24 protein-coding genes and 1 pseudogene are annotated in these 24,774 nt (G+C 41.2%); 8 read left to right on the forward strand and 17 right to left on the reverse strand.

What is annotated here, in order from left to right:
- Positions 1-11: 11 nt before the first annotated feature.
- Positions 12-1,229 (reverse strand): formate-dependent phosphoribosylglycinamide formyltransferase, encoded by a 1,218-nt coding sequence (purT, locus tag ADA42_RS17680; RefSeq protein WP_152682196.1) that lies wholly within the window; start codon positions 1,227-1,229, stop codon positions 12-14.
- A gap of 138 nt (positions 1,230-1,367) precedes the next feature.
- On the reverse strand, positions 1,368-1,757 hold the full coding sequence (locus ADA42_RS17685; protein ID WP_048766573.1) for a tautomerase family protein: 390 nt from the start codon (positions 1,755-1,757) through the stop codon (positions 1,368-1,370).
- Between the two features lie 180 nt (positions 1,758-1,937).
- On the opposite strand from ADA42_RS17685, the gene ADA42_RS17690 reads away from it, so the two are divergent.
- The gene (locus ADA42_RS17690) at positions 1,938-2,411 is read left to right on the forward strand and encodes a hypothetical protein (protein ID WP_004937076.1); all 474 of its coding nucleotides are present in this window, start codon (positions 1,938-1,940) and stop codon (positions 2,409-2,411) included.
- 54 nt (positions 2,412-2,465) lie between these two features.
- On the opposite strand, the gene ADA42_RS18940 is transcribed toward ADA42_RS17690, so the two are convergent.
- From ADA42_RS18940 to ADA42_RS17710, 4 genes are all read right to left on the reverse strand, one after another.
- On the reverse strand, positions 2,466-2,711 hold the full coding sequence (locus ADA42_RS18940) for a hypothetical protein (RefSeq protein WP_171063730.1): 246 nt from the start codon (positions 2,709-2,711) through the stop codon (positions 2,466-2,468).
- A 280-nt stretch (positions 2,712-2,991) separates the two neighbouring features.
- The gene (locus ADA42_RS17700) at positions 2,992-3,978 is read right to left on the reverse strand and encodes a zinc-binding dehydrogenase (protein WP_048766574.1); all 987 of its coding nucleotides are present in this window, start codon (positions 3,976-3,978) and stop codon (positions 2,992-2,994) included.
- Between the two features lie 69 nt (positions 3,979-4,047).
- On the reverse strand, positions 4,048-5,205 hold the full coding sequence (locus ADA42_RS17705) for an iron-containing alcohol dehydrogenase (RefSeq protein ID WP_048766576.1): 1,158 nt from the start codon (positions 5,203-5,205) through the stop codon (positions 4,048-4,050).
- A gap of 10 nt (positions 5,206-5,215) precedes the next feature.
- Entirely contained in the window at positions 5,216-6,079 is an 864-nt protein-coding gene (locus tag ADA42_RS17710; RefSeq protein WP_048766578.1) for a type 1 glutamine amidotransferase domain-containing protein, read from the reverse strand.
- Between the two features lie 134 nt (positions 6,080-6,213).
- On the opposite strand from ADA42_RS17710, the gene ADA42_RS17715 reads away from it, so the two are divergent.
- Positions 6,214-7,143, forward strand: coding sequence for a LysR family transcriptional regulator (locus ADA42_RS17715; protein ID WP_048766580.1), 930 nt, complete (start codon positions 6,214-6,216; stop codon positions 7,141-7,143).
- 258 nt (positions 7,144-7,401) lie between these two features.
- On the opposite strand, the gene ADA42_RS17720 is transcribed toward ADA42_RS17715, so the two are convergent.
- The 8 genes from ADA42_RS17720 to ADA42_RS17755 all read right to left on the reverse strand — a co-directional run bounded on the left by ADA42_RS17720 (position 7,402) and on the right by ADA42_RS17755 (position 15,797).
- Positions 7,402-8,013, reverse strand: a complete 612-nt coding sequence (locus ADA42_RS17720; protein ID WP_048766582.1) for a superoxide dismutase — start codon at positions 8,011-8,013, stop codon at positions 7,402-7,404.
- Between the two features lie 168 nt (positions 8,014-8,181).
- A complete protein-coding gene (ychF, locus tag ADA42_RS17725) occupies positions 8,182-9,273 on the reverse strand; it encodes a redox-regulated ATPase YchF (protein ID WP_004937090.1) in 1,092 nt (363 codons plus the stop codon).
- A gap of 99 nt (positions 9,274-9,372) precedes the next feature.
- Entirely contained in the window at positions 9,373-10,032 is a 660-nt protein-coding gene (locus ADA42_RS17730; protein WP_048766584.1) for a methionine ABC transporter permease, read from the reverse strand.
- Positions 10,013-11,080, reverse strand: coding sequence for a methionine ABC transporter ATP-binding protein (locus ADA42_RS17735; protein WP_048766586.1), 1,068 nt, complete (start codon positions 11,078-11,080; stop codon positions 10,013-10,015). Before ADA42_RS17735 ends, ADA42_RS17730 begins: the two co-directional genes overlap by 20 nt.
- Before the next feature lie 10 nt (positions 11,081-11,090).
- Complete coding sequence (locus ADA42_RS17740) at positions 11,091-11,924, reverse strand: MetQ/NlpA family ABC transporter substrate-binding protein (RefSeq protein ID WP_048766588.1); 834 nt, start codon at positions 11,922-11,924, stop codon at positions 11,091-11,093.
- A gap of 15 nt (positions 11,925-11,939) precedes the next feature.
- Complete coding sequence (locus tag ADA42_RS17745) at positions 11,940-13,352, reverse strand: LLM class flavin-dependent oxidoreductase (RefSeq protein ID WP_048766591.1); 1,413 nt, start codon at positions 13,350-13,352, stop codon at positions 11,940-11,942.
- Complete coding sequence (locus ADA42_RS17750) at positions 13,352-14,575, reverse strand: SfnB family sulfur acquisition oxidoreductase (protein WP_048766593.1); 1,224 nt, start codon at positions 14,573-14,575, stop codon at positions 13,352-13,354. The genes ADA42_RS17745 and ADA42_RS17750 overlap by 1 nt, the downstream gene beginning before the upstream one ends.
- Before the next feature lie 10 nt (positions 14,576-14,585).
- Positions 14,586-15,797, reverse strand: coding sequence for an SfnB family sulfur acquisition oxidoreductase (locus tag ADA42_RS17755; RefSeq protein WP_048766595.1), 1,212 nt, complete (start codon positions 15,795-15,797; stop codon positions 14,586-14,588).
- Between the two features lie 378 nt (positions 15,798-16,175).
- On the opposite strand from ADA42_RS17755, the gene ADA42_RS17760 reads away from it, so the two are divergent.
- The 5 genes from ADA42_RS17760 (at position 16,176) to ADA42_RS17780 (ending at position 20,793) form a co-directional block, all read left to right on the forward strand.
- Positions 16,176-16,940 (forward strand): glutathione S-transferase family protein, encoded by a 765-nt coding sequence (locus ADA42_RS17760; RefSeq protein ID WP_048766597.1) that lies wholly within the window; start codon positions 16,176-16,178, stop codon positions 16,938-16,940.
- A 581-nt stretch (positions 16,941-17,521) separates the two neighbouring features.
- On the forward strand, positions 17,522-18,415 hold the full coding sequence (locus ADA42_RS17765; protein WP_004937109.1) for a transporter substrate-binding domain-containing protein: 894 nt from the start codon (positions 17,522-17,524) through the stop codon (positions 18,413-18,415).
- A gap of 98 nt (positions 18,416-18,513) precedes the next feature.
- Positions 18,514-19,356 carry an amino acid ABC transporter permease gene (locus ADA42_RS17770; protein WP_004937110.1) on the forward strand — a complete coding sequence of 281 codons (843 nt, stop codon included), beginning with the start codon at positions 18,514-18,516 and terminating at the stop codon, positions 19,354-19,356.
- Positions 19,357-19,358: 2 nt separating this feature from the next.
- Complete coding sequence (locus ADA42_RS17775; RefSeq protein WP_004937112.1) at positions 19,359-20,036, forward strand: amino acid ABC transporter permease; 678 nt, start codon at positions 19,359-19,361, stop codon at positions 20,034-20,036.
- Positions 20,037-20,049: 13 nt separating this feature from the next.
- Complete coding sequence (locus tag ADA42_RS17780; protein ID WP_004937114.1) at positions 20,050-20,793, forward strand: amino acid ABC transporter ATP-binding protein; 744 nt, start codon at positions 20,050-20,052, stop codon at positions 20,791-20,793.
- 347 nt (positions 20,794-21,140) lie between these two features.
- Here ADA42_RS17780 and ADA42_RS17785 read toward each other — a convergent pair whose 3' ends face one another.
- The gene (locus ADA42_RS17785) at positions 21,141-22,571 is read right to left on the reverse strand and encodes a DcaP family trimeric outer membrane transporter (RefSeq protein WP_048766601.1); all 1,431 of its coding nucleotides are present in this window, start codon (positions 22,569-22,571) and stop codon (positions 21,141-21,143) included.
- A gap of 403 nt (positions 22,572-22,974) precedes the next feature.
- On the opposite strand from ADA42_RS17785, the gene ADA42_RS17790 reads away from it, so the two are divergent.
- Entirely contained in the window at positions 22,975-23,445 is a 471-nt protein-coding gene (locus tag ADA42_RS17790) for an Lrp/AsnC family transcriptional regulator (protein ID WP_004937117.1), read from the forward strand.
- Positions 23,446-23,478: 33 nt separating this feature from the next.
- Here ADA42_RS17790 and ADA42_RS17795 read toward each other — a convergent pair whose 3' ends face one another.
- Entirely contained in the window at positions 23,479-24,228 is a 750-nt protein-coding gene (locus ADA42_RS17795; RefSeq protein WP_004937118.1) for a YebC/PmpR family DNA-binding transcriptional regulator, read from the reverse strand.
- A gap of 147 nt (positions 24,229-24,375) precedes the next feature.
- Positions 24,376-24,735 (reverse strand): annotated as a pseudogene (locus tag ADA42_RS17800) (1-acyl-sn-glycerol-3-phosphate acyltransferase); the annotation flags it as partial.
- Positions 24,736-24,774 lie beyond the last annotated feature (39 nt).

Genomic DNA, 24,774 nt, shown 5'->3' on the forward strand with positions numbered 1-24,774 from the left:
AAATTGAATGATTATTCAGGAAGTACAACATGAACCTGATCGGCTGCTTGCTGTGCCAATGTGCGAGCTGCGTCAGTCGTTTCTGCGCGTGCAGTGGCAACGCCCATACGACGACGTTTAAAGCCTTCTGGTTTACCAAAGAGGCGCAAATCCGTATCTGGATGCGACAGTGCTGTATTGAGTTGATCAAAACTTAAATTATTTGCATCTGTTCCCGCATAAATCACGGCACTGGCCGCTACGCTGTGGCGCGCTGTGTTTACAGGCAGCCCTAAAATGGCACGCGCATGTAATTCAAATTCGCTTTGAAATTGTGAAGCAAGCGTAACTAGCCCGGTATCGTGTGGACGTGGTGATACTTCGCTAAACCAGACATGATCACCTTTGACAAACAGCTCAACACCGAAAATACCGCAACCGCCAAGTGCTGTGGTGACTTTATTTGCAATGCGTTTAGATTCTGCTAGCGCCGCATCTGTCATTGGTTGTGGTTGCCAGCTTTCAACATAATCACCTGCGTCTTGGCGATGCCCAATCGGGTCACAGTAATGTGTTTCGATTTGGCCTGTTTGAGGGTTTTTGGCACGTACGGTGAGTAGGGTAATTTCAAAATCAAAATCAATTTGAGATTCTACAATCACTTTACCCTGATTTACCCGACCACCAGTTTGTGCATATTCCCATGCAGCATCGACTTCTTCAAAGCTCTTAACTCGTGATTGACCTTTACCGGATGACGACATGACAGGTTTTACAAAGTTTGGATAACCAATGTCATCGCAGGCTGCCCGGAAGCTTTCTAAAGATTCGGCAAAGCGGTAGGCTGAGGTTGGTAAACCTAATTCTTCAGCAGCCAAGCGTCGAATGCCTTCGCGGTTCATAGTCAGGTTGACTGCTTTTGCCGATGGAATAACGGTTGCAGTTTGATTACGCTCAATTTCAAGCAATACTTCAGTGGCAATTGCTTCAATTTCAGGCACGATCAAATGCGGTTTAACGTCTTCGATGAGTTTTTTAAGTTCGACCGGATCGGCCATATTGAGCGTATAACAATAATGCGCTACTTGCATTGCTGGTGCATGATCATAACGATCTGCCGCATGAACTTCGACACCAAGACGCTGTAATGAAATCACAACCTCTTTACCAAGTTCTCCCGAACCTAACAGTAACACTTTAAATGCAGAAGATTGAAGGGGAGTACCAATTGTGACGCTCATGCGAATCATCCATGCAAGAAGTAGGGCTTTTAAGCATAACAGAACTTTTACTGGATTGACGCCTTGATTCACATAAATTAGTGACTTTTGTTGTCTAATAAATAATCTAATAAAATGAGCAAATTCAACACTAATTTAAAAAATAGTTCAGACGTTTACTCGATAATTTAATTTCAGTTCATCAGCAGTTTTTCCTCGAATTCCCCAGTTTTCTTGTGGTGTCTCAAAAATAGTGATTTCAATATCCTGTGGTGAGATTCCACTCTCAGATTCAATGTTCTTAAAAATTTTATTGATCAGTTGTTTTTTACTTTCAACATTGCGCCCGCTAAACATCGAAATTTCAATGATGACATATAGATCGCTTCGATCTGAGGGATAAATAAAATCTTCTTTTTGCATTTTAATAAAGCGTTGGAAACATTTCTCAACAGGATATTGCAGTGCTTCGACAAGTGCGTCATGTATAGCTTTTGATAATTGAGATCGATATTTATCTATTGTATCTGCTAGAGCATAGATTTTAATTTGAGACATATAAATAAAAGACCTTGTTTTAATTAATCTAAATGATTGATCACATATTGATTTTTAAACCTTATAAGGTCTTAGCTTGCCTTGCAAGCGTATGTAATTGCAAATAAAAAATCAATGATTGAGTATTATCGCTGAATTCACTAGCATAGAGCCGAATGTTCAGATGGATAATCGTGGATAATGATCTCAACGCTTAAAACTTCTGGTTTAATTTCATGTGTTTTATTTGGACTGGTTGTGTCTGGTTGTAGCCAAGACCATACATCGGGTTCAAAAGAAAAAGTTGAAATTAAAGCTGCACCAAAATTGACCAATGATGCAACAACCTATGCAAATGAAGCGTGGAAGCTGATCAATCAAATCGATCCTATTGTTTATGATGGCAAAAAAGATGAGATTGAAGAGCAGGTAAGAAAGCCATTGCGTAAGCTTAGTACCGACTGGCGCATTAATGTCAAAATGACTGACTCAGTTACAGAGGGCAAGTATGCTTTATGTCGTAAAGCACTGACTTCACTGGATACATGGTCACGTGAAGTGATCACGGGTAGCTCCACACTTGCGCAGCGACAAGCTGATTACGAGCGAGACAAAGCACAATGTAAAGATGCGATAGCTAATCCTGCATTGGGTAATACAGATCCGAAGCGATAAACGATATAAATAAAAAAGCGAGTTGATCTCGCTTTTTTATATTCAATATGTTGATTAAGATTTGGTTTTTGCTGGTTCAGTTTTAGCAGGCATTGCCGTTGTCATTGGTTTGCTTTTTTCAGCCATCATTTTCTTGTCGGTTTTCGCGGCCATTTTTTTACCGCTAACTGCTACACATTTTCCACCTTTATGGTGTGGGCCAGTTCCGCCTTGTAATTCAGTGCCTTTAGGACAAGCAAAAGCGGTGGCACTTAACATCGCGAAAGAAGCCGCAAGCAGTACCGTTGAAATCTTTTTCATTGTATATCTTCTATTCATGGGGCGTTAGTGCCTGTTTTTGAGCTTAATCTGTTTTATTCATAATTAAATTAAAAATTTGTTGATCAAAAGATAAGTTTTCTTGTTGTTTATTTGTCTTAATTTTGCTTTTAATATCAGGTTAAGCTTCATCACGTTTGATGTGAAGTTGGCTTTCAAATACTTTATATTTGTTTGTCAAAAAGTTCGCTTATACATAAATTAAATACGTTCATGCAGCGAACGTATTCGCTACATGAAAGTAGTTTACTATCAATGACCATCAGCTTGCTTTGGCAATTTCGATCACTACTTTGCCTTGTGTTTTGCCGTGCTCGGCCTGATGCAAACCATTTTCCAACTCATCCAGTGTGATCACGTTTTGAATCATCGGGTCGAGTTTGCCATTTGCCATAAGGGTAGCTAAGAATTCACCACCAGCAGCAATGTCACGTAGATTTTCATCATCGCCGTGTTGATAGGCAAAACCTAAAGCCACTTCATGAATTGAAATCGCTTTGGTAAAAGAAGGAATTGGATTCTGATCAATCCGACCTGATACCGAAATCAAATGTCCATTATGACGCAGCACTGTTGCAAGTTGTTGAGAGGTTTCAGATGAAATCAAATCAATCACCGCATCCACACCGCGACCTTCAGTGAGCGCATGAATGCGTTCAACAATATTGTCTTGTTTGTAATTGATGATGTGGTCGGCACCAAGTGCTTTGATGCGTTCTGGTTCGCTAGAGGCAGTAGCATACACTTCCAGACCCATGAGCTTAGCCAGTTGCACAACAAAACCACCGACACCGCCACCCGCACCATTCACCAAAATTCGCTGACCTGCATGAAGTGGTGCCTTACGATATAACGCTTGCCAAGCGGTAATACCGGCACATGGAATAGTCGCGGCCGCATTAAAATTAAGCTGTTCCGGTATTGCACTGATACTATTTGCATCAACCACAACATATTCTGCAAAACCACCCCAGCGCCATAAATTGGTTAGACTGATGACTCGGTCGCCTTTTTTCCAAGTGGTGACGTCATGCCCTACAGCATCGACAATACCAGCAGCATCAATTCCCAAAATATGGGGTAATTTAAGAGTTGTACCGTTTTTGGCAAACTTGTAGTCGACCGGATTAATACTCGAACTCATCACTTTAATACGAACTTCACCAGCAGCGGGTTCGGGTATCTCGATATCGGTTTCGACATGCAGCGTGTAAGGCGTTCCGACTTGAGTTAAAACTAATGCTTTCATGTGATTTTCCTCGGTCTTAAGTAGTGACTATCATTCATTAAAATTCTGATGGGAGTAGATAGCACTCCATTAGAGTGCTTTTTCAAGAATTTGACGACTGATTGCCAAAGTCACATCACTGTGTTCGCCCAAAGCGGTCATACCATGATGCTCAAGTTGAGCCACAACCTTGTCGATTGCTTCATTACCTAAGTCATAATCGCCAAGTTGAGTTGGAATTCCCATTGCTTTAAAAAATGCTTTGGTTTGCTCAATGGCAGCATCAATACGCGCTTGCTCTGATCCTTCACGGATCTGCCATACACGTTCTGCATATTGTAGTAACTTGGCCGCTTTACTTTCGCGTCTTACACTTAGGTTTGCTGGCAATACCACGGCAAGTGTACGTGCATGGTCAATCTCGTACAGTGCGGTGAGTTCATGACCGATCATATGTGTCGACCAGTCTTGCGGGACACCTGCACCGATTAGACCATTCAGTGCAAGGGTTGCTACCCACATTAAATTGGCGCGTGCTTCATCGTCTTTTTCAGCGCTTAAAACACGTGGGCCAATTTCAATCAGGGTTTGTAACAATCCTTCGGCCATTCGATCCTGAATATAACCGCCTGCTGGATAAGTCAGATATTGCTCCATGACATGGGTAAAGGCATCGACTACACCATTGGCCAATTGACGCTCTGGCAAAGTATAGGTTTTAAGCGGATCAAGAATTGAGAACTGCGGAAATACATGGGTACTGTTAAAAAACAGTTTGTCTTGAGTTTCACCACGGGTGATTACAGCGCCCGCATTCATTTCAGAACCAGTAGCCGGTAGCGTCAGTACACAACCAAATGCCAGTGCTTGTTCTACGTCGGCACCCTGATTTTTAAGGATGTTCCATGGTTCGCCCGTGTACAAGGCTGCCGCTGCGATAAATTTGGTACCATCAATGACAGAACCGCCACCCACAGCAAGCAAATAATCAATATCGTTGCTTTTGATTAGCTCTACTGCGCGCATAAGTGTTTCATAGCGTGGATTTGGTTCTACACCACCAAATTCCTTTACAATACGGTGCCCTAACACATCACGAATTTCTCTGAGTGTTCCTGTTTTTTCCGCACTTTGTCCGCCATAAATCATCATGATGCGCGCGTCGGAAGCAATTAACGTCTCAAGCTGTTCGACAGAATTTTGACCAAACACAATTTTTGTTGGGTTGTAAAATGTGAAATTTTGCATGGAGATTCCTCTAGATTTTAGGTGAGTGTTGGGTTTGAGTAGCAAGTGCTTTAAGTAACGCTTGTGCGAGCGCATGGTCTGAATATGGGTTTTGACCCGTAATCAGTTCACGGTCAATCACAACATGTGGTTGCCATGCCTTGGCAAACTGCATATTGCCGCCTGCTTTTTTCATCGCGTTGGCTGGGTAATAGCGTAATTTGTCGCCGTGAAGTGAGTTTTCAAACACGTGTTCTTCTTCATTCGAGAAAATGGTCATTTGATAACCATGATAGATCCAACCCTCAGCATTCATTTTTTGATTTTGGATCAGTGACTGTTCAAATGCCTTAGGATCTTTTTGCGCAGCTAATAAGGTAATCGGGCCATGACAAATCGCTGCGGTTGGTTTGCCTTTGCGATGAAAGTGTTGCAGGGTGGTACCCACCATCGGATTATTCGCTAGGTCAATAAGTGGTGCATGTCCACCCGGAATGAATATAGCTGAATAGCGATCAAGCCCTTGTTGCATCACATCTTGTAATGAACGCACGTTCTGCGCTTGAGTCAATTGTTCAGTCAATTTTTTGATTCGCAGCATTTCATTGCGATTTTTTCCAAAATAGACTGGATCAATCGAGCGGACGTCTGGCTTGGGTACATTACCTTTTGGGGTGACAATTGTCAGGGTGTATCCTGCTTTGATGAGGGCATCGGCTGGCACACCAAACTCATTGACATAATAACCCGACGGAAACGATTTCTTTCCTTGTAGTGGAAGCTCGGTTTCACTCGAGAGTAACACCAGAACTTCACCTTTAGATGCGGCGTGCGTGAATGATGCCGCAACCATCAGCAACAAGGCAAAAATACGAAATAAACGTGACAGAAACATGTTTTCTCACTAACCAAATATGTTGCAGTTATTTCAGCCTTAAATCAGGCATCTTTTGTAACTGCAACTTTATTAGAGTGATAAATAAAGATAAATTAACCGAATGGTAATTTATTTATTACATTAGAGAATAAATGCGACATTTTGATTCGGTCCAATTGGCCAGCATAGAATTGTTCTGTAAAGCGGCAGAGCTGGGAAGTTTTACCGCTGCGGCAGAAGGTTTGGGCATTACACCGGCTTCAGTCAGCCGTTCTATCGGACGTTTGGAAGCAAGGCTCGGTGTGCGCCTTTTTGCGCGAACTACACGTAGTATTAAGCTAACGTGTGAAGGGGAGCTTTATTATCAACACTGTCAGCAGGCACTGGAGCAAATTTCAGAAGTAGAGCGCATGATTACAGGCGATCAGCACAGTCCAAGTGGTACATTAAGGATTAGTGTTGGAACACCGTATGCTCATTATCGGCTTCTGCCTCTGCTGCCTAAATTTCAGGCAAAATATCCACAAATTGAAATTGAGCTAAATATCTCCAATCGAGTCATCGATTTTGTGGAAGAAGGTTTTGATCTGGCCATTCGTTTGGGTATTCCCAAAGACTCCCGACTCATTGCGCGTACGCTTGAAGATGCAACCTTGGGCGTTTTTGCTGCTCCTGAATATTTACAACAATATGCTGAACCCAAAACGGTTGCAGCGCTTGATCAGCATCAGTGCATTCAGTTTATTCTGCCCAGTACAGGCCGCGCCATGCCATGGATTTTTAAAGATAGCCACGGCAATGATTTCAATTACGGCTTTAAAAGTCATCGACGGGTTTATGATGATGTTATGGGGTGTTTGACATGGGCAAAAGCAGGAGGTGGTTTGTTTCAGATTTATCACTTTATCGCACAACCAGCAGTTGAGCGCGGCGAATTGGTTGAGGTACTTAGCACTTTAACGCCTAGGACTCGTCGCTTTTCTATTTTGTATCCACAAAATCGGCACATGTCTGCAAAAATCCGTATATTTGTAGATTTTTTAATGCAGGAAATTGCAGCACTTCAGCATCATGCATCATGAGAATTTGCATGGCTAAGCCGTTCTGTTACGCTTTCTTTTAAATTGAAGCTATAAAAGCTGGACTGCATGATGTTTTATTGCATTTTGAAGCAGCATAAATAAATCGCAATCCAGCACAGAGGATCAATCGGTCATATTAAACGAAGAATTAAAATTACCAGTCCTGTGATTAAAATCAAAATACCAAGCAGCAATCGAAACACATGAAAAAGGGGCATTTCATACAGACCTGTTGTTGTGTACAAATGAGTTAACTCCTTATTTCAATGTATCCTGATAACGATGATTGACTTCATCCCAATCAATCACTTGATAAAATGCCGCGATATATTCAGGGCGACGATTTTGATACTGTAAATAGTAAGCGTGTTCCCAAACATCTAGACCCAAAATAGGCGTGTTGCCATGCATGAGTGGTGAGTCCTGATTGGCGCTGCTTTCAACCACCAGCGTTTTTTGTGGTGTTACACTGAGCCATGCCCAACCACTGCCAAAGCGAGATAACGCGGCTTTGGTAAAAGCTTCTTTAAATGCATCAAAGCCACCTAATTGTTGTTGTATTGCATCGGACACAGGGCCATGGGGTTCACCACCACCTTGAGGGCTCATGATCGTCCAAAACAGACTGTGGTTGGCATGACCGCCAGCGTTATTGATCACGGTATGTTTTAAATCGCTTGGCACCTCATGCACCTTTGTAACCAGATCTTCAACTGACAATTTTTCCCATTCAGTGCCTTCAATCGCAGCGTTGATATTATTGATATAAGTTTGATGATGCTTGGTGTGATGAATCTGCATCGTTTTGGCATCGATATGCGGTTCAAGTGCGTCATAGGCATAATTCAGTGCAGGTAAGCTATAGGCCATGGGGTGTTATCCTTTGAGATATTTTAAGTCGTTCTTTCCATGTGAGTTTAGGCGATGGATTAGAATATGTAAATATATTGATAATGATTATCATTGTAATTATTATTTAAAAAATGTTTATAAATCTAAAAAAGGCCAGCATGAGCTGGCCTTTTTTGAACGAATATTTTATACGTTAAAACGGAAATGCAGCACATCGCCGTCTTGAACAACATAGGTTTTACCTTCAAGACGCCATTTACCCGCTTCTTTGGCACCTGCTTCGCCGTTGTACTGCACAAAGTCGTTATAGGCAACACATTCTGCACGAATAAAGCCTTTTTCGAAGTCGGTATGAATCACACCGGCTGCTTGAGGTGCAGTCGCACCTACTTTTACGGTCCATGCACGTACTTCTTGTACACCGGCAGTGAAGTAGGTTTGTAAACCAAGTAGGGCATAACCTGCACGAATTACAACATTCAGGCCTGGTTCTTCCATTCCCATAGCTTCTAAAAATTCGGCACGGTCTTCATCTTCTAGCAATGAAATTTCGGCTTCAATCTGATTGCATAGCGGCACGACAATCGCATTTTCTTCTGCTGCTAATTTTTTAACGGCATCAAGATGCGGGTTATTTTCAAAGCCATCTTCAGCAACGTTCGCAATATACATGGTTGGTTTTAAGGTCATCAAACCAAAGCCACGAATCAATTTACGCTCATCATCGCTCAAGTCCGCAGCGCGTGCTGGCTTGCCTTCATCTAACAATGGCTGAATTTTTTCTAGCACGGCTTTAGTTGCAAGTGCTTCTTTATCACCACTTTTTGCAACTTTGGTCAAACGTAGCAAAGCTTTTGCTACAGTGTCTAAATCGGCAAGTGCAAGTTCGGTGTTGATGGTGGCAATATCATCTAGCGGATCGATTTTGCCATTCACGTGAATGACATTTTCATCTTCAAAACAACGTACCACGTGCGCAATTGCATCAGTTTCACGAATATTTGCCAAAAACTGGTTACCCAAGCCTTCACCTTTCGATGCGCCCGCAACCAAACCAGCAATATCCACAAACTCCATTGTGGTTGGAATAATACGTTGTGGTTTTACAATTTCTGCAAGTTTATCTAGGCGTGCATCTGGAACAGGAACAATCCCGGTGTTTGGTTCGATGGTACAGAACGGGAAGTTTTCTGCTGCAATCGCTGCTTTGGTCAATGCATTAAAAAGCGTCGATTTACCGACGTTTGGTAGACCCACAATACCGCAATTAAAACCCATGAAATGACTCACAAAAAATGTAATGTAAAAATTGAGGCTGATTTTACATGAAAGCCATGACAAAGTCAGGTCATGGCGAAGTGTGAATCATAAAGAAGTTTAGATTTTGCGTTTGTCGAGCTGGTTGGAAAGCGCATCACCTGTGGCTTGTATTAGCATCACCAATACAATCAAAACTAAAATAACGGCAAACATAATGGTCAGATCAAAACGCTGATAGCCATAACGATAAGCGATATCGCCTAAACCACCTGCACCAATGGCACCTGCAATTGCCGAAGAATTAATCATGGTAATTACAGTAACGGTAAAACCCGCCACGATGCCAGGCATGGCTTCTGGTAGGAGTACATGCCAGATGATCTGTTTGCGATTACAGCCGATGGCCTGTGCAGCTTCAATCAGGCCCTGATCGACCTCGCGCAAACTGACCTCGGAAATGCGCGCAAAGAAGGGGATTGCAGCAAGTGTAAGTGGAACAACAGCCGCCCACACACCATAACTGGTACCGACAATCCAGCGCGTTACTGGAATGAGCGCCACCATTAAAATTAAAAACGGAATAGAGCGGGTAATATTAATGACCCAGCCAATGGGCTGATTAATTTTAATAGAAGGATAGATCCCATGTTCAGAGGTCATCACCAGTAAAACGGCGAGCGGTAAACCAATCAAAAATGCCAGTAAAGCGGATACGCCTACCATCAGTAAGGTATCCAGTGTACCTGTAAGCAATAAATCAAGAAGTTGGTTGTGCATAGCCAATCACCTCCACATCAAAAACAAAATGAGACAGTTGTTTTAGTACCTGCGCATCAAAAGCTTGCTCTGGTATGGCTAAAATTAATGTGCCAATTAAGTGATCCTGAACAGTATCGACATGGCTCTGGTACAAAGAAGTATGCGACCCGAGTAATCTCAGTAAATCGGTTAAGTTTGGTGGATGCTTAAGATCGGTTTGATAACGAACTTTAATGATTCGATGCGTTAAGTGATCTTGTGGCGCTTCATAAAGCGTAAAAGGTAAATTGAGTTGTTCAAGATTCAGCAGTTCTTGAGTGATTTTTTGCTTTGGATTTGAAAAAACTGACCAGACCAAACCAGACTCGACAATTTCCCCTTGATCTATAACCACCACTTGATCACAAACTTCACGAATGACCTGCATTTCATGCGTGATCAACACCACCGTAATGCCTAAATCCCGATTAATCTTTTTTAACAAGGAGAGAACAGTGGCGGTACTTTCAGGATCTAACGCCGATGTGGCTTCATCACAGAGTAAAATTTCAGGATGATGCACCAGCGCTCGGGCAATCCCGACACGCTGCTTTTGCCCACCGGAGAGCTGTGATGGATATTGCCCGGCTTTATGTGCCAGATCGACCAAGCCCAAAACTTCATCGACGCGGCGTTGAATTTCTACTTTATCTAGACCTGCAATTTTAAGTGGTAACGCGACGTTGTCCCACACCGTTTTAGCCGACATCAGATTAAAATGCTGAAAAATCATGCCAATTTTCTGACGCAGATGAATGAGCTGTGCGTGGTCAAGTGTGGTTAATTCATCTTGATGAATTTTAATAGAGCCAGAACTCGGTGTTTCTAGTCCATTTAGCGTGCGTAACAAAGATGATTTTCCAGCACCACTTTTTCCAATCACGCCTAAAATTTTGCCTTGTGGAATATCCAGATCAATGGCTTTAAGCGCCTGCACAGTCTGACCATTCGATGTATAGGTTTTATTGAGTGCACGAATCTGAATATGTGGCGGTGAGAAATCAACCTGTGATCCAAAACTAACCATGATTAACCTCCTAGACCCAACCTGGGAACCAAAGTTTTGGTCCAATGTCTTCATCGATGGCTGCTTTTACCGCCGGTGAATTTTGATAAATCTCAATAAATTTTTTCAGCTTACCGTCTTTATCTTCATAATCATCTCGGACCACAAACAAGATGGCATAACGTTTATTGGTTGTGTCGTCTAAAAGTAGGGCACTATTTGGATCGGCTGTTTTAGCCAAACGCAAATAGTGTGGATAGCCAAATGCCAAGTCGACATCATCAATTGCACGTGCAGTTTGAGGGCCTTCAACTTCAATAAATTTCAGATTTTTTGGATTAACTGTGATATCACTTAGTTTAGACAAGTAATTGTTTGGATCTTTAAGCTGAATCAGTTTGGCTTGCTGCAGTAAGAGCAAAGCACGCCCTTGATTGACTGGATCATTCGGAACCACAACACGTGCATTTTGCGGTAGTTCATCCAGTGACTTATATTTTTTGGAATATAATCCGACGTGAGATGCTGCGCCCACACCAAAAGCTTTGAGTTTATAACCACCTTCTTTAATTGCATTGCTTAGAAAAGGCTGATGTTGAAAGAAATTGGCATCAATGTCGCCATTATTTAAAGTGATGTTTGGCGTATTCCAGTCGGAAAACTCAACCAGCTTGACATGAATCCCTTGTTTTTCAGCTTCTTTGGCTGCCGCTTGCAGCGGGTGAGCAAAAGGAGGGCTAATACCGATCACTAACTCTTGATGCTGACTTTGTCTATTCTGATTCCAGATTACAAGTCCAATAATTAAAACGACAAATAATGCCCCAAGAATAATGAGTTTTTTTGATGAAGATGACTGTGCCATCGAAGACTCCAAGAATTATGCTGTAATTTTTTCGTGTTGATTTAAATTGAATGAACGTGTGGAAGGTGAACATCGATATTGCTCGACGGGATGCGTCGACGGAAGCAAATCGCCGTGTCCTGAAATTTTTTGACGTAACGAGCCTTCGTTATATGCAGTTTTAAAACGGCCTCGTTGTTGCAGCTCAGGAATCACGTATTGAATAAAGTCATGATGTGACTCTGGTGCGACGGTACGCGTTAAATTGAATCCATCTGCGCCGGTTTGATCGACCAGCTCAATCAGTCGTTTTGCCACGTCTTCACCACTGCCAACAATCAGTGGGTAACGCCCACCTAAAACGTGTTGATCTTTTAAATCCTGAATGGTGATTTGTTGGGTTTTAAATTTTTCATTTACCGAAGCGATGCTGTTACTTTTTTGATAGGCAACCACCTCATGATCGGCATATTTCGATAGGTCGATACCGACCGAACTTGCATAATGGGCAAGCCCAGCTTCGGCAGAAGCATAGCGAAGATATTCCGCCAGTTTATCTTGTGCTTCAGCCGTTGTTTCGGCAGTGACCACGGTAATGCCGACAAAAATCTTGATATCGTCTGGATGGCGCCCATGCTGTTTGGCGCGCTCACGAATTTTATCGACATTTTGTTTGATCTTGTCGGGTTGGTCGCCACCAATAAAAATGCATTCGGCATGAGCAGTTGCAAAGGCCATTCCTCTTGAAGAGGCGCCTGCTTGAAACAACACTGGCGTGCGCTGCACCGAAGGTGCAACTTGAAATACACCTTCACTTTGATAAAACCGCCCAGAGTGATGAATCGAATGTACCTTGTGTGGATCTGTAAAAACTCGATGTTGTTTGTCCTTGAGCAATGCATCGGACTCCCAAGAGCCTTCCCAGTATTTGTAGCAGAGTGCTAAAAACTCTTCTGCCTGATCGTAGCGCAGATCGTGATCTTTAAGCGCAGACTGCCCAATTAAGCGTTGCGCACTATCTAGATAGCCTGTAACAATATTCCAGCCAATACGCCCTTGCGTGAGATGGTCGAGTGAAGCAAAGCGCCGTGCAAACTGATAGGGCGTTTCGTAGCTCAAATTCACCGTAACCCCAAAGCCTAAATGTTGTGTGACGGCTGCCATTGCCGAGACCAACGTCGTTGGGTCGTGGCTGGGGAGCTGAATTGATTCTCTTAACGTGAGATCGATATTGTTTTGATAAACATCATACACCCCTGTGATGTCGGCTATAAATAAGCCATCAAATAATCCGCGTTCGAGTGTTTGTGCCAGTTCTGTCCAGTAACTCAGCTCATTAAATCGATGCGACTGATCACGCGGATGAGTCCATAAACCATGATTGATATGGCCGACACTGTTCATGTCAAAAGCATTCAGTAAAATGTGTTTGTGTGTTTTATTTGTCATTACAATGTCCCTCGTCGTGGAGGAAAAATTTGATTCAATGCATAATTGCCAATAAAAAAGTATTTCCAGCGCGCAGCATCATGTAGCGTGTGTACCCGTGCATTACGCCAAAAACGGTCGAGTCCATCTTGACGCTGACTACCACGACTCCCTGCAAGTTCGATCAGTTTCGAACTGGCTTTAAGTGCGGTTTCAGTACTATGCGCTCTGACCTTCGCAACCGCCAATGAAGCTAATGCAACATGCTCTGCTGTGGTGTCTAAACGTGCCGTATCGATTGATTGAGCTGCACGTTTGAGTAAGACTTCACTTGCTCTTACATCAATTGCAATACGTCCAACATCGTAAATGGTGAGTGGGTCCTGAGCCGCGGTATCAACATTTGAATCAATCCAAGGACGGGCTTTATGGACGCGCTTTAGCGTTTCTTCGAACGCGGCACGGGCAATTCCGACTTCAATCGCGGCATGCATGATTTGTGCAAAAGGGCCAACCAGTGTCGGGTGATCAAAGGCTACATCAAAGGGAATAACATCGTCATAAGCAACAAAAACACGATCAAATTTTACCGCACCACTGCCTGTCACACGTTGTCCAAAGCCACTCCAGTTATCAACAAGGCTCAATCCCTGACTTTCACGTTTTACAAAAGCCAAGTATTCGCGACCATGCGCATCTATGACCAAAGTTGGAATACGATGTGCAAATAAACTGCCTGTGCAATAGAACTTTTCACCCTGAATCAAATAACCATTCTCGGTGGCTGTAATCGTTGTATGTTTCTGAGCCGCTGTTTTGGGTTTAAATTCTGCAAGTGCATTGCCAAAACGTGCGCCTTGCAATACTTCTTTATAGAGCTTCTGCTTTTGTTGCTCGGTACCAGTATTACGAAGTACCTCAAGGGCATAGAAGTGATTTTGAGGAATCTGTCCAATCGAGCCGTCAACGCCACTAAAAAGTGCAATGATTTTTGCCACTGTCAGGCTAGAAACATCTGCACCGCCAAAGCGTTTTGGTACGGTAATTGCCCAAAGGCCAGACTGACTAAATTGCTCAATTTCCTCAAAAGGCAAAATCCGCTCGGCATCACGTTGCACACTTTTTTCTTTAAAACGCTCACTCAATGTGGTGGCAATTGAAAGTGCCTCTGCATCGTCTCGGATAATATGTGCCTGTGTGGAGTTTGATGAATTAAAAGATGCGATTGCTTGATAAGATGTCATGAAGCTCTCCTTAAATCCATGCATGACGTGCAGGGAAGACGCCATTGAGGTAATAGTTGCCAATCGCATGGATTTTCCAGCGCACAGGATCATGCAGCGTATGTACACGGGCATTGCGCCAGTGCTGTTCTAAGTTGTGCTGACTTAAACTGGCACGACTACCGCCAAGTTCGAGTAATTTTTCAGAGATCGTTAGTGCTGCATCATTGGCATAGACTTTGGCTTCTGCCACCAAAATAGAGGCGCGGGCAGCCTGTGCATCCGTCACTTCGAATTGTGAATCCAGTTCATCCAGATACTCGGCAGCATCATCAAGTAATGCTATCGCGGCATCAAGTAAGACTTGAAGCTTGCCTGTTTCCTGAATCGTGAAATGTTCTAAACTGGCTTTTTCAACATTGGCATCAATAACTGGGCGCGCTTTTTTTACCGCTGATATAAGATCAGTAAATGCAGCTTCAGCAATTCCGACATCGATTGCGACTTGCATCAGTTGCGAATAGGCACCTCTATAATTTGGAGCTTGTGTCAATAAACGCTCATCAAAAATAAGTGCAGGATCGATGTGTACTTGATTGAGTTTTATCGTGCCACTTGCGGTAGTACGCTGACCAAATCCATTCCAGTCATCTTCAATTTCGATCCCATTTGTAAAGCGATCAACTAATACCAGAACCACATGACCTTCTGGGTGAAGGGCTTTAATTGCCAGCCAATCTGCAAAAATGCTACCCGTAGAATAAAATTTTTCGCCGTTTAAGACCCAAACTTCTCCATTTTGTATGAGCGTCGTATGAACGGTTTTACTGTCTTTACTCTGGCGCTCAGGCCCGCCGTTGGCGAGGCGTTTACCTGCCAGTATTTCGCCAAATACACGTTTTTTTTGTTCTTCATTTCCCATTAAATCAATTAAATTTAACAGGCTGATTTGATTTTGTGGGATTTGGCCAACATTAGAATCGGCTTTACTTAAAATACGAAACACCTGAGCTAAAGTTTTATTTGATACAAAAGCACCACCATAACGTTTAGGAATTCGAATACCGCCAAGGCCTTTTTGACTCAAGTGTTCAATTGCCTCATACGGCAAAATACGTTGTTGATCTCGTATGTTTCGGTTTACAAGTGCTTCATCAGCAACTTGATAGGCCGCGTTTAATGCTTGTTGGTCGTTTTTAAGAATGTGAACCGAGCGTTTAGATAATGAACTTAACTCAGACATATTGATACCCTTATTTGATATCAATACTTTAGGTAAAATTCTGTGCTTTTTTAAACGATGTATTTGTCAAAACTAATCGATAAAAATGCTAAATTTTATTTCAGCTAAGAAAATCACTTTTTCATATTTAACAAGTTTTTTAAATTCAATTGCTTATATTAATTCATCTATTAAATTACATCTTAAATATCTATTTTTATCGATCCACTTCATATGCTTTGAATAAAAAATCATAGTTTTCATATCGCGGCAATAGGTGATTTAGACAGAGATTTGGCACAAAAAGTACATTGTTTTAAAGCGCGCTTAATTCTAAAGTAACAAGGCAAAACAATGTTTTTTACATTTGGTTGACTAAAAAAATAATTTGGAGTTTTTATGCGGGTTTTATACCAGTTCCCTTTGTCTCATTACTGTGAGAAAGCTCGCTGGTTACTGGATCACAAAGAGCTTGATTATGTTGCTCATAATTTGATTCCTGGTTTTCATCGTGCGTTCGCACAGTTAAAAACAGGTCAAAATAAGCTACCCATTCTAAAAGATGATGCAAGATGGATTGCTCAATCGACTCCGATTGCACTGTATCTTGACGATACTTACCCTGAACATTCCTTGCTGAGAAAAGATCCTGCACAACGACGCGCAGCCTTAGAAATTGATCAACTTGCAGACGAGCTTGGGATTCATGTTCGCCGTTGGTCATTGGCACATGCGTTGTCTTACAGTGATGAACCGATTGAAATCATGATGGGCGAGCAGGGCTACTTGCGTCAATTTGAAAAATTTTCAAAACCAATTCTTAAGACTCTGGTCAAAAAAAGTTACGAACTCGAACAAGATAAAGTTGCCCAGTCTAAGGCGCGTCTAGATGAGCTTGTACTACTACTTAATGATCGTTTAGTCGAAAACTACGGACGCTATATGGTAGGTGATCGTCTTGGATTAGCTGATATAGCGGTATGTGCCATTTTGGCGCCTTTACTGCATCCAAATGGTACACCTTGGGAAGTGGAAAATACTGAATTTCATTCGCCCGAACTCGATACCTATAAAACCTACCTGCTAAGTTTGCCTTTGGGGCAATATGTACAACGAATTTATGAAACCGAACGAAATGCCAGAGTGGATTGGCGTGGTATGTAATGCCAATCCAAGAAGGCACATCCAAAACAATGAATTTCAAATAAATTAAAGATTTAAATGTTTGAATACAAAATCAATAATGTTTTTGTATTCAAATACCTGCGTAGTCATAATCTAATTTTTTAGCAATTAATAAGTTTTAATTAACAATGAATGAAATTTATTTTCATTATTTTATTTGGTGATGATTGTTTTTTAGATATTTCGTTCACTTTATATGCAAAAAATGCATAGATTCAAAATGATGCATGCAGAATGTTGCTGGCACTAAAAAGATGCAAATAATTTAATTAAATGTGATTTAAATCACGTTTTTTTAAAAATAAAACTTTAAAAAAAAGATTTTGGCGTTAAAATAATCTAAAGCAATCAAAGCTAAGACTAAAGTCTAGCGAAAAACTGTATGAAGTGCTTTCAATTAGGATAAGAAAGCATGTAAAAATAGTGGAATCAGTCGATGATAAGCAACAATTAAAAGTTGGCTTGATAATTGCTTTAAATGAAAGGAGAGCTATTTTTTAGGTAGGTTGAATAATATACAACTTTCTTAAAATTTAGCGAAATATAATCAAGGAGTTTTTATGAAACATTCTGCAACCTCACTAATTGTATCGGCATTGATGATTTGTACAGTTGGAGGGGCAACTCAGGTTCAAGCTGCGGATACTTTGGCTAAAATTAAAAGCAGTGGAAAAATTATTATTGGACACCGTGAGTCATCGGATCCTATTTCCTATGTTGTCGCAGGTAAACCAGTGGGTTATGCGGTAGATATTTGTAATGCTTTCGCAAACGACATCAAGAAAGAGCTTAAAATGCCGAATTTGAAAGTCGAATACAAAGCAGTTACATCGTCTACACGTATTCCAGAACTTCTTGCAGGCAATATCGACATGGAATGTGGTACAACCACTAACTCCAAACAACGCCAACAGCAAGTAGGATTCTCTACAAACTACTACGCAACAGAAGTGCGTATGGCAGTGAAAGCAAATTCAGGTATTAAGAGCTTGGCTGACCTGAACGGTAAAGCTGTCGTGACCACTCAAGGCACAACATCAGACAAATACATCAAAATGAATGAAAAAGGTCAGTCTATTAATGTGCAAAACATTTATGGTAAAGACCACGCAGACTCATTTTCAATGATGGCATCTGGTCGTGCAGCAGCATTTGTGATGGACGACAATATTTTGGCTGGTTTGATTGCAAAATCATCTAACCCGAAAGAATTTGCAATTGTTGGCCCTGTATTATCTTCTGAGCCATATGGCATCATGATTGCAAAAGATGATCCGAAATTCAAAGCGGTTGCGGATCGCACCGTAACTGGTATGTGGAAATCAGGTCAAATGGATAAACTTTATAAAAAATGGTTCCAGTCTCCAATTCCACCTAAAAATACCAATCTGAACATGGCACAGAGTGCTTCTTTCAAGAAATTGAAAGCACATCCGACTGATGAAGGCATTTAAGCCCTAAAACTCTTTTGATTTGCAGCTAACCATTTTGCATACAGTAACTTGTGTACTGTATGCATGCTGTATTTTTAATATTTTAAAAAGGGGCATTTATGTCAGTCGGCTCATTAAACTGGACTGTATTCTGTGCTGAATCGAACGAATTTAGTGTCGAAAAAGCAGCTTGGGCGGAATCGGTCTGTAAAGCGATAGGCAGCTCAAGTTATTCTCAATACGCCGATGCACCAACATGGCTTCAAATGTTAGGTTCAGGTGTTTTAACCATGATATGGACTGCAATTGCTGCATTCTTTATCGCATTCTTTTTGGGTTCTTTACTTGGAATTATACGTACCTTACCTAATAAGCCATTGGCTTTGATTGGTGATACGTACGTTGAGATTTTCCGTAATATCCCATTAATTGTTCAACTTTTCTTTTGGGCTTTCGTTTTTCCTGAACTTTTACCAGCCACCCTTAGCTCTGGGAGCGGAGAAGTTGTTGCCGGCGGATGGTGGAAAAACCTGCTGAATGATCATCCTGCGGTTATTGGTGTTTTTGCACTCGGTTTATATACTGCTGCGCGTGTATCAGAGCATATTCGTGCCGGAATCAACACAGTATCACGTGGCCAAAAATTTGCAGCATCTGCAATGGGTTTTACCACAGGCCAAAGTTATCGCTATGTGATTTTACCCGTTGCTTATCGTACGGTATGGCCGACGATTACGTCTGAAGCAATGAACGTGTTTAAAAACTCAGCCGTTCTATATGCGCTAAGTGTACTCAATTTTTTCGCTTATACCAAAACCATGCGCGAAGAAACATCTCAAGATATTATTATTTTGATTCTTTCAACGCCTGTATACCTGATCATCACTTACACCATCAAATTTATTATGGCGTGGATTGAAAAACGTATGGCAGTTCCTGGCCTAGGTTCGGGAGGGAAATAACCATGGATTTCAGTCTTTTACAATCTCCTGATGTTATCAATGCACTTAAAGAAGGTTTTGTTTTTACCTTAACCGTTACAGTGCTTGCAATGCTAGGCGGTATCATCATCGGTACACCTTTGGCCATGATGCGTCTGTCGAATAACGTTGTCGCAAGTAACTTTGCTAAATTCTACGTGGATCTATTTCGTGGTATTCCACTGATTCAGGTTATTTTTATCTTTTACTTTTTACTTCCAAAAGTATTTGAATTCCAGTCTGATACGTATTGGGGGCCACTGTTTTCGAGTGTCATTACGTTTGCAATTTTTGAAGCTGCGTTTTTCTCGGAAATTGTGCGTTCAGGTATTCAATCCGTTTCGCGCGGACAGGTCAATGCAGGTTATGCACTCGGTTTTACTTATGGTCAATCGATGAAATATGTGGTGTTACCACAAGCATTTCGTAATATGTTACCTGTACTGTTGACCCAAACCATTATTCTTTTTCAGGATGTGTCATTGGTCTATGTAATTAGTGCACCAGACTTCTTAGGTCGTGCCGACACGCTTGCCAATACTTATGGTCCTGAAACAAAAGCAACCTTTTATTTAATTGTAGCAGTGGTTTATTTCTGTAGTTCGTTCTTGCTTTCAAGACTTGTAAAACGATTACAGCAAAAAATTGCCATTATTCGCTAATTGGAGATTTTAAATGCCAATGATAGACATCCAACATATCTCTAAATGGTATGGTGATTTCCAAGTACTCACTGACTGTACAACCAGTATTGAAAAAGGCGATGTGGTAGTAGTATGCGGACCATCTGGTTCAGGTAAGTCAACATTAATTAAAACCGTAAATGCATTAGAGCCAATTCAAAAAGGCGACATTTTTGTTGATGGTACTTCTTTACGTGATCCGAAAACCAATCTTGCAAAATTCCGTTCGCGTGTGGGAATGGTGTTTCAGCATTTCGAGTTATTTCCGCATATGACTGTGCTTGAAAATTTGACTGTGGCACAAGTTAAAGTTTTAAAGCGCTCGAAAGAAGAAGCTCGCAAAAAGGGATTGGGATATTTAGACCGAGTAGGGCTTTTGGCACACAAGGACAAATTTCCAGGTCAGCTTTCTGGTGGTCAGCAGCAACGTGTTGCAATTGCACGCGGTCTTTCAATGGACCCAATTTGTATGTTGTTTGATGAGCCAACTTCCGCACTCGATCCAGAGATGGTGGGTGAGGTGTTAGATGTAATGGTTCAACTCGCTAACGAAGGAATGACCATGATGTGTGTGACACACGAAATGGGCTTCGCGAAAAGAGTTTCAAACCGATTAATTTTCATGGATCAAGGCATGATTCTTGAAGATTGCCCAACATCTGAGTTCTTTGGTAATCTTGATGCACGTCATGAACGTGCCAAATTATTCTTAGACAAGATTCAAGCCATGCATTAATCTGCTTAAAGCACAAGCATTAAAAAAGCCCAGTCAAGTGACTGGGTTTTTTATCTATAAAGTAATTGTGCCAACCTTAAAACAGAATTTTGTTCGCAACTTTAATTTGATTGCAGCTTTTGATCGCTTAGCCAAAACATAAATAAAAATATAAGCGTAGTTAAGAGATTTGATTTGAGTATTAAAGCGCCCATAACGTATACATGAGATAGATGGATCAAAAGACAGTTTAGTTGCAATGATACGTCTTATTTTATAAGTAACTTGATTATCTTTATAGTTTCGTTTTAAAGCGTATTAAAAAACCCTGCATATGCAGGGTTTTTTAGATGCTTGTTTAGCTTAAATTAGAAGCTATACTTCGCCATCAAGTTAAGACGCGAGTAATCGCCTTCTTGATCTTGGAAAGTTTTACGTTGGCCATAAGTATATTCAACACCTAAATCCACGTTTTTCGTAGGAGTGTAGAAACTGTTTACAATAACGTTATAAAGCTGTTTGTTTAATGTCGGAGCTCTTTCTGCAAAAGAGTTATCATCTTTGTACCAGATTGCGCCAGCAGCTAATGTTGAACGTACTTTCGGTGACCATTTGTGAGAATAACCAATTAAGCCCGAGTTAAATTCGCTTTCATAAATTGAAAGATCTGTAGCGTTTGCAGCTGCAGTTGCATTATTTTGGTATGCAACATAAGCAGAGTTGCCATATAGCAAGTAACGATTATCGCCTTTTACGTGGTAATAGTTCGCAAATACTGTATCAGCAGGTGTTAAGCTATATTTACCACCAACTCCGATACCCCAACCAAGCTTGGTTTCATCAACATCATCATTCACAGAAATACGGTTTTCATGGACTAAACCATGAACTTGTACTAACCCTTTCTTATCGGCGGTAGTGTAGTCATATCTTGCTGTCAAAGCTGGTAATCTATTACCTCCAGAACTAGTAGTTTGTTGTACTACTGCACCACCACTATTTTTGAAAACTGTAGTAGCCGAAGCGCTATTGATATTATCAACATCACCACCTTCAACTGCTAATAATACTTTTTGGTTGGCATCGATTGGCTGAGTGTAACGTACTTGTACAGTACGTGTAGAGCCATAACCCATAGGGCCGTTAAAGTCGACTGTTTCAGGTGCTGTGTCGGTGTTAACAAAAGGAGATGTGGTTTGACCAACTAACCATTTTCCAAGAGAGAAGTAAGCGTGACGAACACGTAGCGAACCATTACCGTTGGTTGTTCTTGAACTACTGTCTGCCGCAATACCGCCTGCAAAGTCAGCTTCAATTTTACCTGTTAACTCACCTAGATCTGTCGGACGAGAAAAGTCGAAACCAAAACGAGTTGTCGCTGCAGAAACATTAAGATTGTTTTTGGTAGCATTTGCTGAATTTAACGGAACAGAGTTAGTATTGTTGTTAATGTTTGGTGATGGGTTACCTTCGAAGTCATAAGTTGCATCTCCACGGATGCTACCGTAAAGTTTAACTTGTGTTTGACCATCAGGTAGTGTGAACCAACCTGGTTTTGCATTACTTGGTGCTTTCGGTGCTGGTGCTGCGGCAACCATTGGTGCTGGAGCTGGTGGTGGAGCCATCACGACAGGTGCAGCTTTTTGCTGTGTAGATAATTGTTGAACAAGCTGTTTAAGTTCATTGACTTCTTTACGTAAAGCATCCACTTCAGTGTTGCTCGCTGCGTAAGCAGGAATGGCGAGAGAGGATAGCCCGATAGTACCCATGCTAAGGGCTAAAGTTTTAAGTTTATTCACGATAACTCCGTTAATTATTAAAAAAAGTAAAACTTACTTTTGGGATTTACATAACAAAAAGAATGCCAATTCCTTAAAAATTGTTAATAAACGTTCCCTTTTGTCTAAAAAAACTACTTCAATGTAGCTTCGCTTAATAATCCTGTATTTTATTGTTACAAGTCAATATTACTAAGGTCTAAAAAGAAGCAATATTTTGAAATATTTTACTTAAAGCACAAAAAAGATACTTAACTTTACACTTTCAGGTCAAGCATCGTCTTAGATGAAATTTTTACAAGCTCGTTCGATTTTTTTATATGTACTTTTCACTGTAAAGTGAATGTATTTTTTGAGAATGCTCAAAACTACAATACAATGGCCAGAAGTCATTAAAATCATGAAAGATAAGTGGGGAGCAGTTATGGAGCTTGATCGTTACGACAAACAGATTCTTGAGATATTGACCCATGAAGACCTCAACCTGAATGAGTTGTCAGAACGGATTAACCTCTCGGTCAGTTCAGTGCATCGACGGATCAAGCATTTAATTGAATCCAAAATCATGAGTAATCTCAAGCGTGATATTAATTTTGTTAAGCTTGGATTTTCTTTACATATTTTGCTTCAAGTTTCTTTAAGCAAACACGATACCGAAACTTTTGATAAGTTTTTAACTGAACTTGAGGATATCCCGGAAGTCACCAATGCGTTTTTGGTTACAGGGCAGAGCGCAGATTTTATTTTAGAACTTGTTGCGCGTGATATGGATAATTACAGTGATATTTTGCTACGCCGGATTGGTAAAATTGATAATGTCGTAGCCTTACATTCAAGTTTTGTGATTAAAGAATACAACGTCTTTAATTGTTATAAGCTACTCAATAAAGTTTAAAAAAACGCACCTGTGCGGTGCGTTTCATATTATTTAGGCATCAAGTTGAGCCAAAACTTCGTCTGAAAATTCAACGTTTGTATAAACGTTTTGAACATCGTCCAGATCTTCAAGCATATCGATCATTTTTAAGATTTGTTTCGCTTGGTCGATATCGGTAATTTCAGCTTTGGTCGATGGACTCATCACCACTTCTGCATTGTCCGATTTCAAGCCTGCTGCTGCAAGTGCATCCTGAACATCACCAAAGCTCTCTGGTGTTGTGATGACCAAAATGCCATCTTCTTCCACTTCGATATCTTCAGCGCCCGCTTCGAGTGCGATTTCCATGATTTTGTCTTCTAAACTGACATCTTCAAAGCTGATTTCACCACGCTTGGTAAACAGATACGAAACCGAACCGTTAGTCCCCAAATTACCGTTGGTTTTACTGAAGCAGTGACGAACATCTGGTACTGTACGGTTAAGATTGTCTGTCATCGTTTCGACCAGAACTGCAACACCACCGACACCGTACCCCTCGTAGGTTACTTCGTTCAGATCATCATTGTCTTCACCGCCAGCACCACGCTGAATCGCACGGTTGATCGCGTCACGTGTCATATTTACAGATAAAGCTTTTTCAACGACCGCACGTAAACGAGGGTTGCTGGCTGCATCACCACCGCCTAGTTTTGCTGCAGTTACAATTTCACGAATATATTTTGTGAAAACTTTAGCACGGCTTGCATCTTGTTTTGCTTTACGATGCTTGGTGTTTGCCCACTTGGAATGACCTGCCATGTTGAAATATGCTCCTTACAGATTGGTACCATTACCAGATCAAATGTTTGCAATTCTACCATAAGCATATTTTTTGAAGAAAGTGCCTGATGATAGAGAAAATAATCGATTGGTCAGATAAAAACGTAATAAATACAGCTTTGATCGTTAATTTGATTGTTCTGGAATACAGATATCTAAGCCAACTTTTTCTTTATAAAGTGCCTGAATAAGCTTAAGGTCTGCTTCGAGATTTTCTGGATAAATTTTGCCTAGAATGCCGCCTTCTTTAGTAACAGGGTTGGCATACATCAACACAATTGGAACATTTGCCGCACGCGCGATGTGCCAGAAACCAGTACGAATCGGTTTGCGTGTAGAGCCGTCTTTTGCTCGCGTTGCTTGAGGCGCAATCACCAGATTAAAACGGTCATTTTGCTCAAATAGCTTGACCATTTGCGAGACGATATCTGATTTTGAATGGCGATCAACCGCAATACCGCCGAGTTTTTCTAAAAGTGGTCTGATGATTCAACAGATGCAACTCAACTTGATCCAATTGTAGTG

The sequence above is a fragment of the Acinetobacter sp. 243_ASPC genome (assembly GCF_001054715.1).
In the GTDB taxonomy this organism is placed as follows: domain Bacteria; phylum Pseudomonadota; class Gammaproteobacteria; order Pseudomonadales; family Moraxellaceae; genus Acinetobacter; species Acinetobacter soli.

Coding starts and splice junctions, on each gene's coding strand:
- purT (WP_152682196.1), bottom strand. CDS start 1,229: ATGATTCGCATGAGCGTCACAATTGGTACTCCCCTTCAATCTTCTGCA.
- ADA42_RS17685 (WP_048766573.1), bottom strand. CDS start 1,757: ATGTCTCAAATTAAAATCTATGCTCTAGCAGATACAATAGATAAATAT.
- ADA42_RS17690 (WP_004937076.1), top strand. CDS start 1,938: ATGATCTCAACGCTTAAAACTTCTGGTTTAATTTCATGTGTTTTATTT.
- ADA42_RS18940 (WP_171063730.1), bottom strand. CDS start 2,711: ATGAAAAAGATTTCAACGGTACTGCTTGCGGCTTCTTTCGCGATGTTA.
- ADA42_RS17700 (WP_048766574.1), bottom strand. CDS start 3,978: ATGAAAGCATTAGTTTTAACTCAAGTCGGAACGCCTTACACGCTGCAT.
- ADA42_RS17705 (WP_048766576.1), bottom strand. CDS start 5,205: ATGCAAAATTTCACATTTTACAACCCAACAAAAATTGTGTTTGGTCAA.
- ADA42_RS17710 (WP_048766578.1), bottom strand. CDS start 6,079: ATGTTTCTGTCACGTTTATTTCGTATTTTTGCCTTGTTGCTGATGGTT.
- ADA42_RS17715 (WP_048766580.1), top strand. CDS start 6,214: ATGCGACATTTTGATTCGGTCCAATTGGCCAGCATAGAATTGTTCTGT.
- ADA42_RS17720 (WP_048766582.1), bottom strand. CDS start 8,013: ATGGCCTATAGCTTACCTGCACTGAATTATGCCTATGACGCACTTGAA.
- ychF (WP_004937090.1), bottom strand. CDS start 9,273: ATGGGTTTTAATTGCGGTATTGTGGGTCTACCAAACGTCGGTAAATCG.
- ADA42_RS17730 (WP_048766584.1), bottom strand. CDS start 10,032: ATGCACAACCAACTTCTTGATTTATTGCTTACAGGTACACTGGATACC.
- ADA42_RS17735 (WP_048766586.1), bottom strand. CDS start 11,080: ATGGTTAGTTTTGGATCACAGGTTGATTTCTCACCGCCACATATTCAG.
- ADA42_RS17740 (WP_048766588.1), bottom strand. CDS start 11,924: ATGGCACAGTCATCTTCATCAAAAAAACTCATTATTCTTGGGGCATTA.
- ADA42_RS17745 (WP_048766591.1), bottom strand. CDS start 13,352: ATGACAAATAAAACACACAAACACATTTTACTGAATGCTTTTGACATG.
- ADA42_RS17750 (WP_048766593.1), bottom strand. CDS start 14,575: ATGACATCTTATCAAGCAATCGCATCTTTTAATTCATCAAACTCCACA.
- ADA42_RS17755 (WP_048766595.1), bottom strand. CDS start 15,797: ATGTCTGAGTTAAGTTCATTATCTAAACGCTCGGTTCACATTCTTAAA.
- ADA42_RS17760 (WP_048766597.1), top strand. CDS start 16,176: ATGCGGGTTTTATACCAGTTCCCTTTGTCTCATTACTGTGAGAAAGCT.
- ADA42_RS17765 (WP_004937109.1), top strand. CDS start 17,522: ATGAAACATTCTGCAACCTCACTAATTGTATCGGCATTGATGATTTGT.
- ADA42_RS17770 (WP_004937110.1), top strand. CDS start 18,514: ATGTCAGTCGGCTCATTAAACTGGACTGTATTCTGTGCTGAATCGAAC.
- ADA42_RS17775 (WP_004937112.1), top strand. CDS start 19,359: ATGGATTTCAGTCTTTTACAATCTCCTGATGTTATCAATGCACTTAAA.
- ADA42_RS17780 (WP_004937114.1), top strand. CDS start 20,050: ATGCCAATGATAGACATCCAACATATCTCTAAATGGTATGGTGATTTC.
- ADA42_RS17790 (WP_004937117.1), top strand. CDS start 22,975: ATGGAGCTTGATCGTTACGACAAACAGATTCTTGAGATATTGACCCAT.
- ADA42_RS17795 (WP_004937118.1), bottom strand. CDS start 24,228: ATGGCAGGTCATTCCAAGTGGGCAAACACCAAGCATCGTAAAGCAAAA.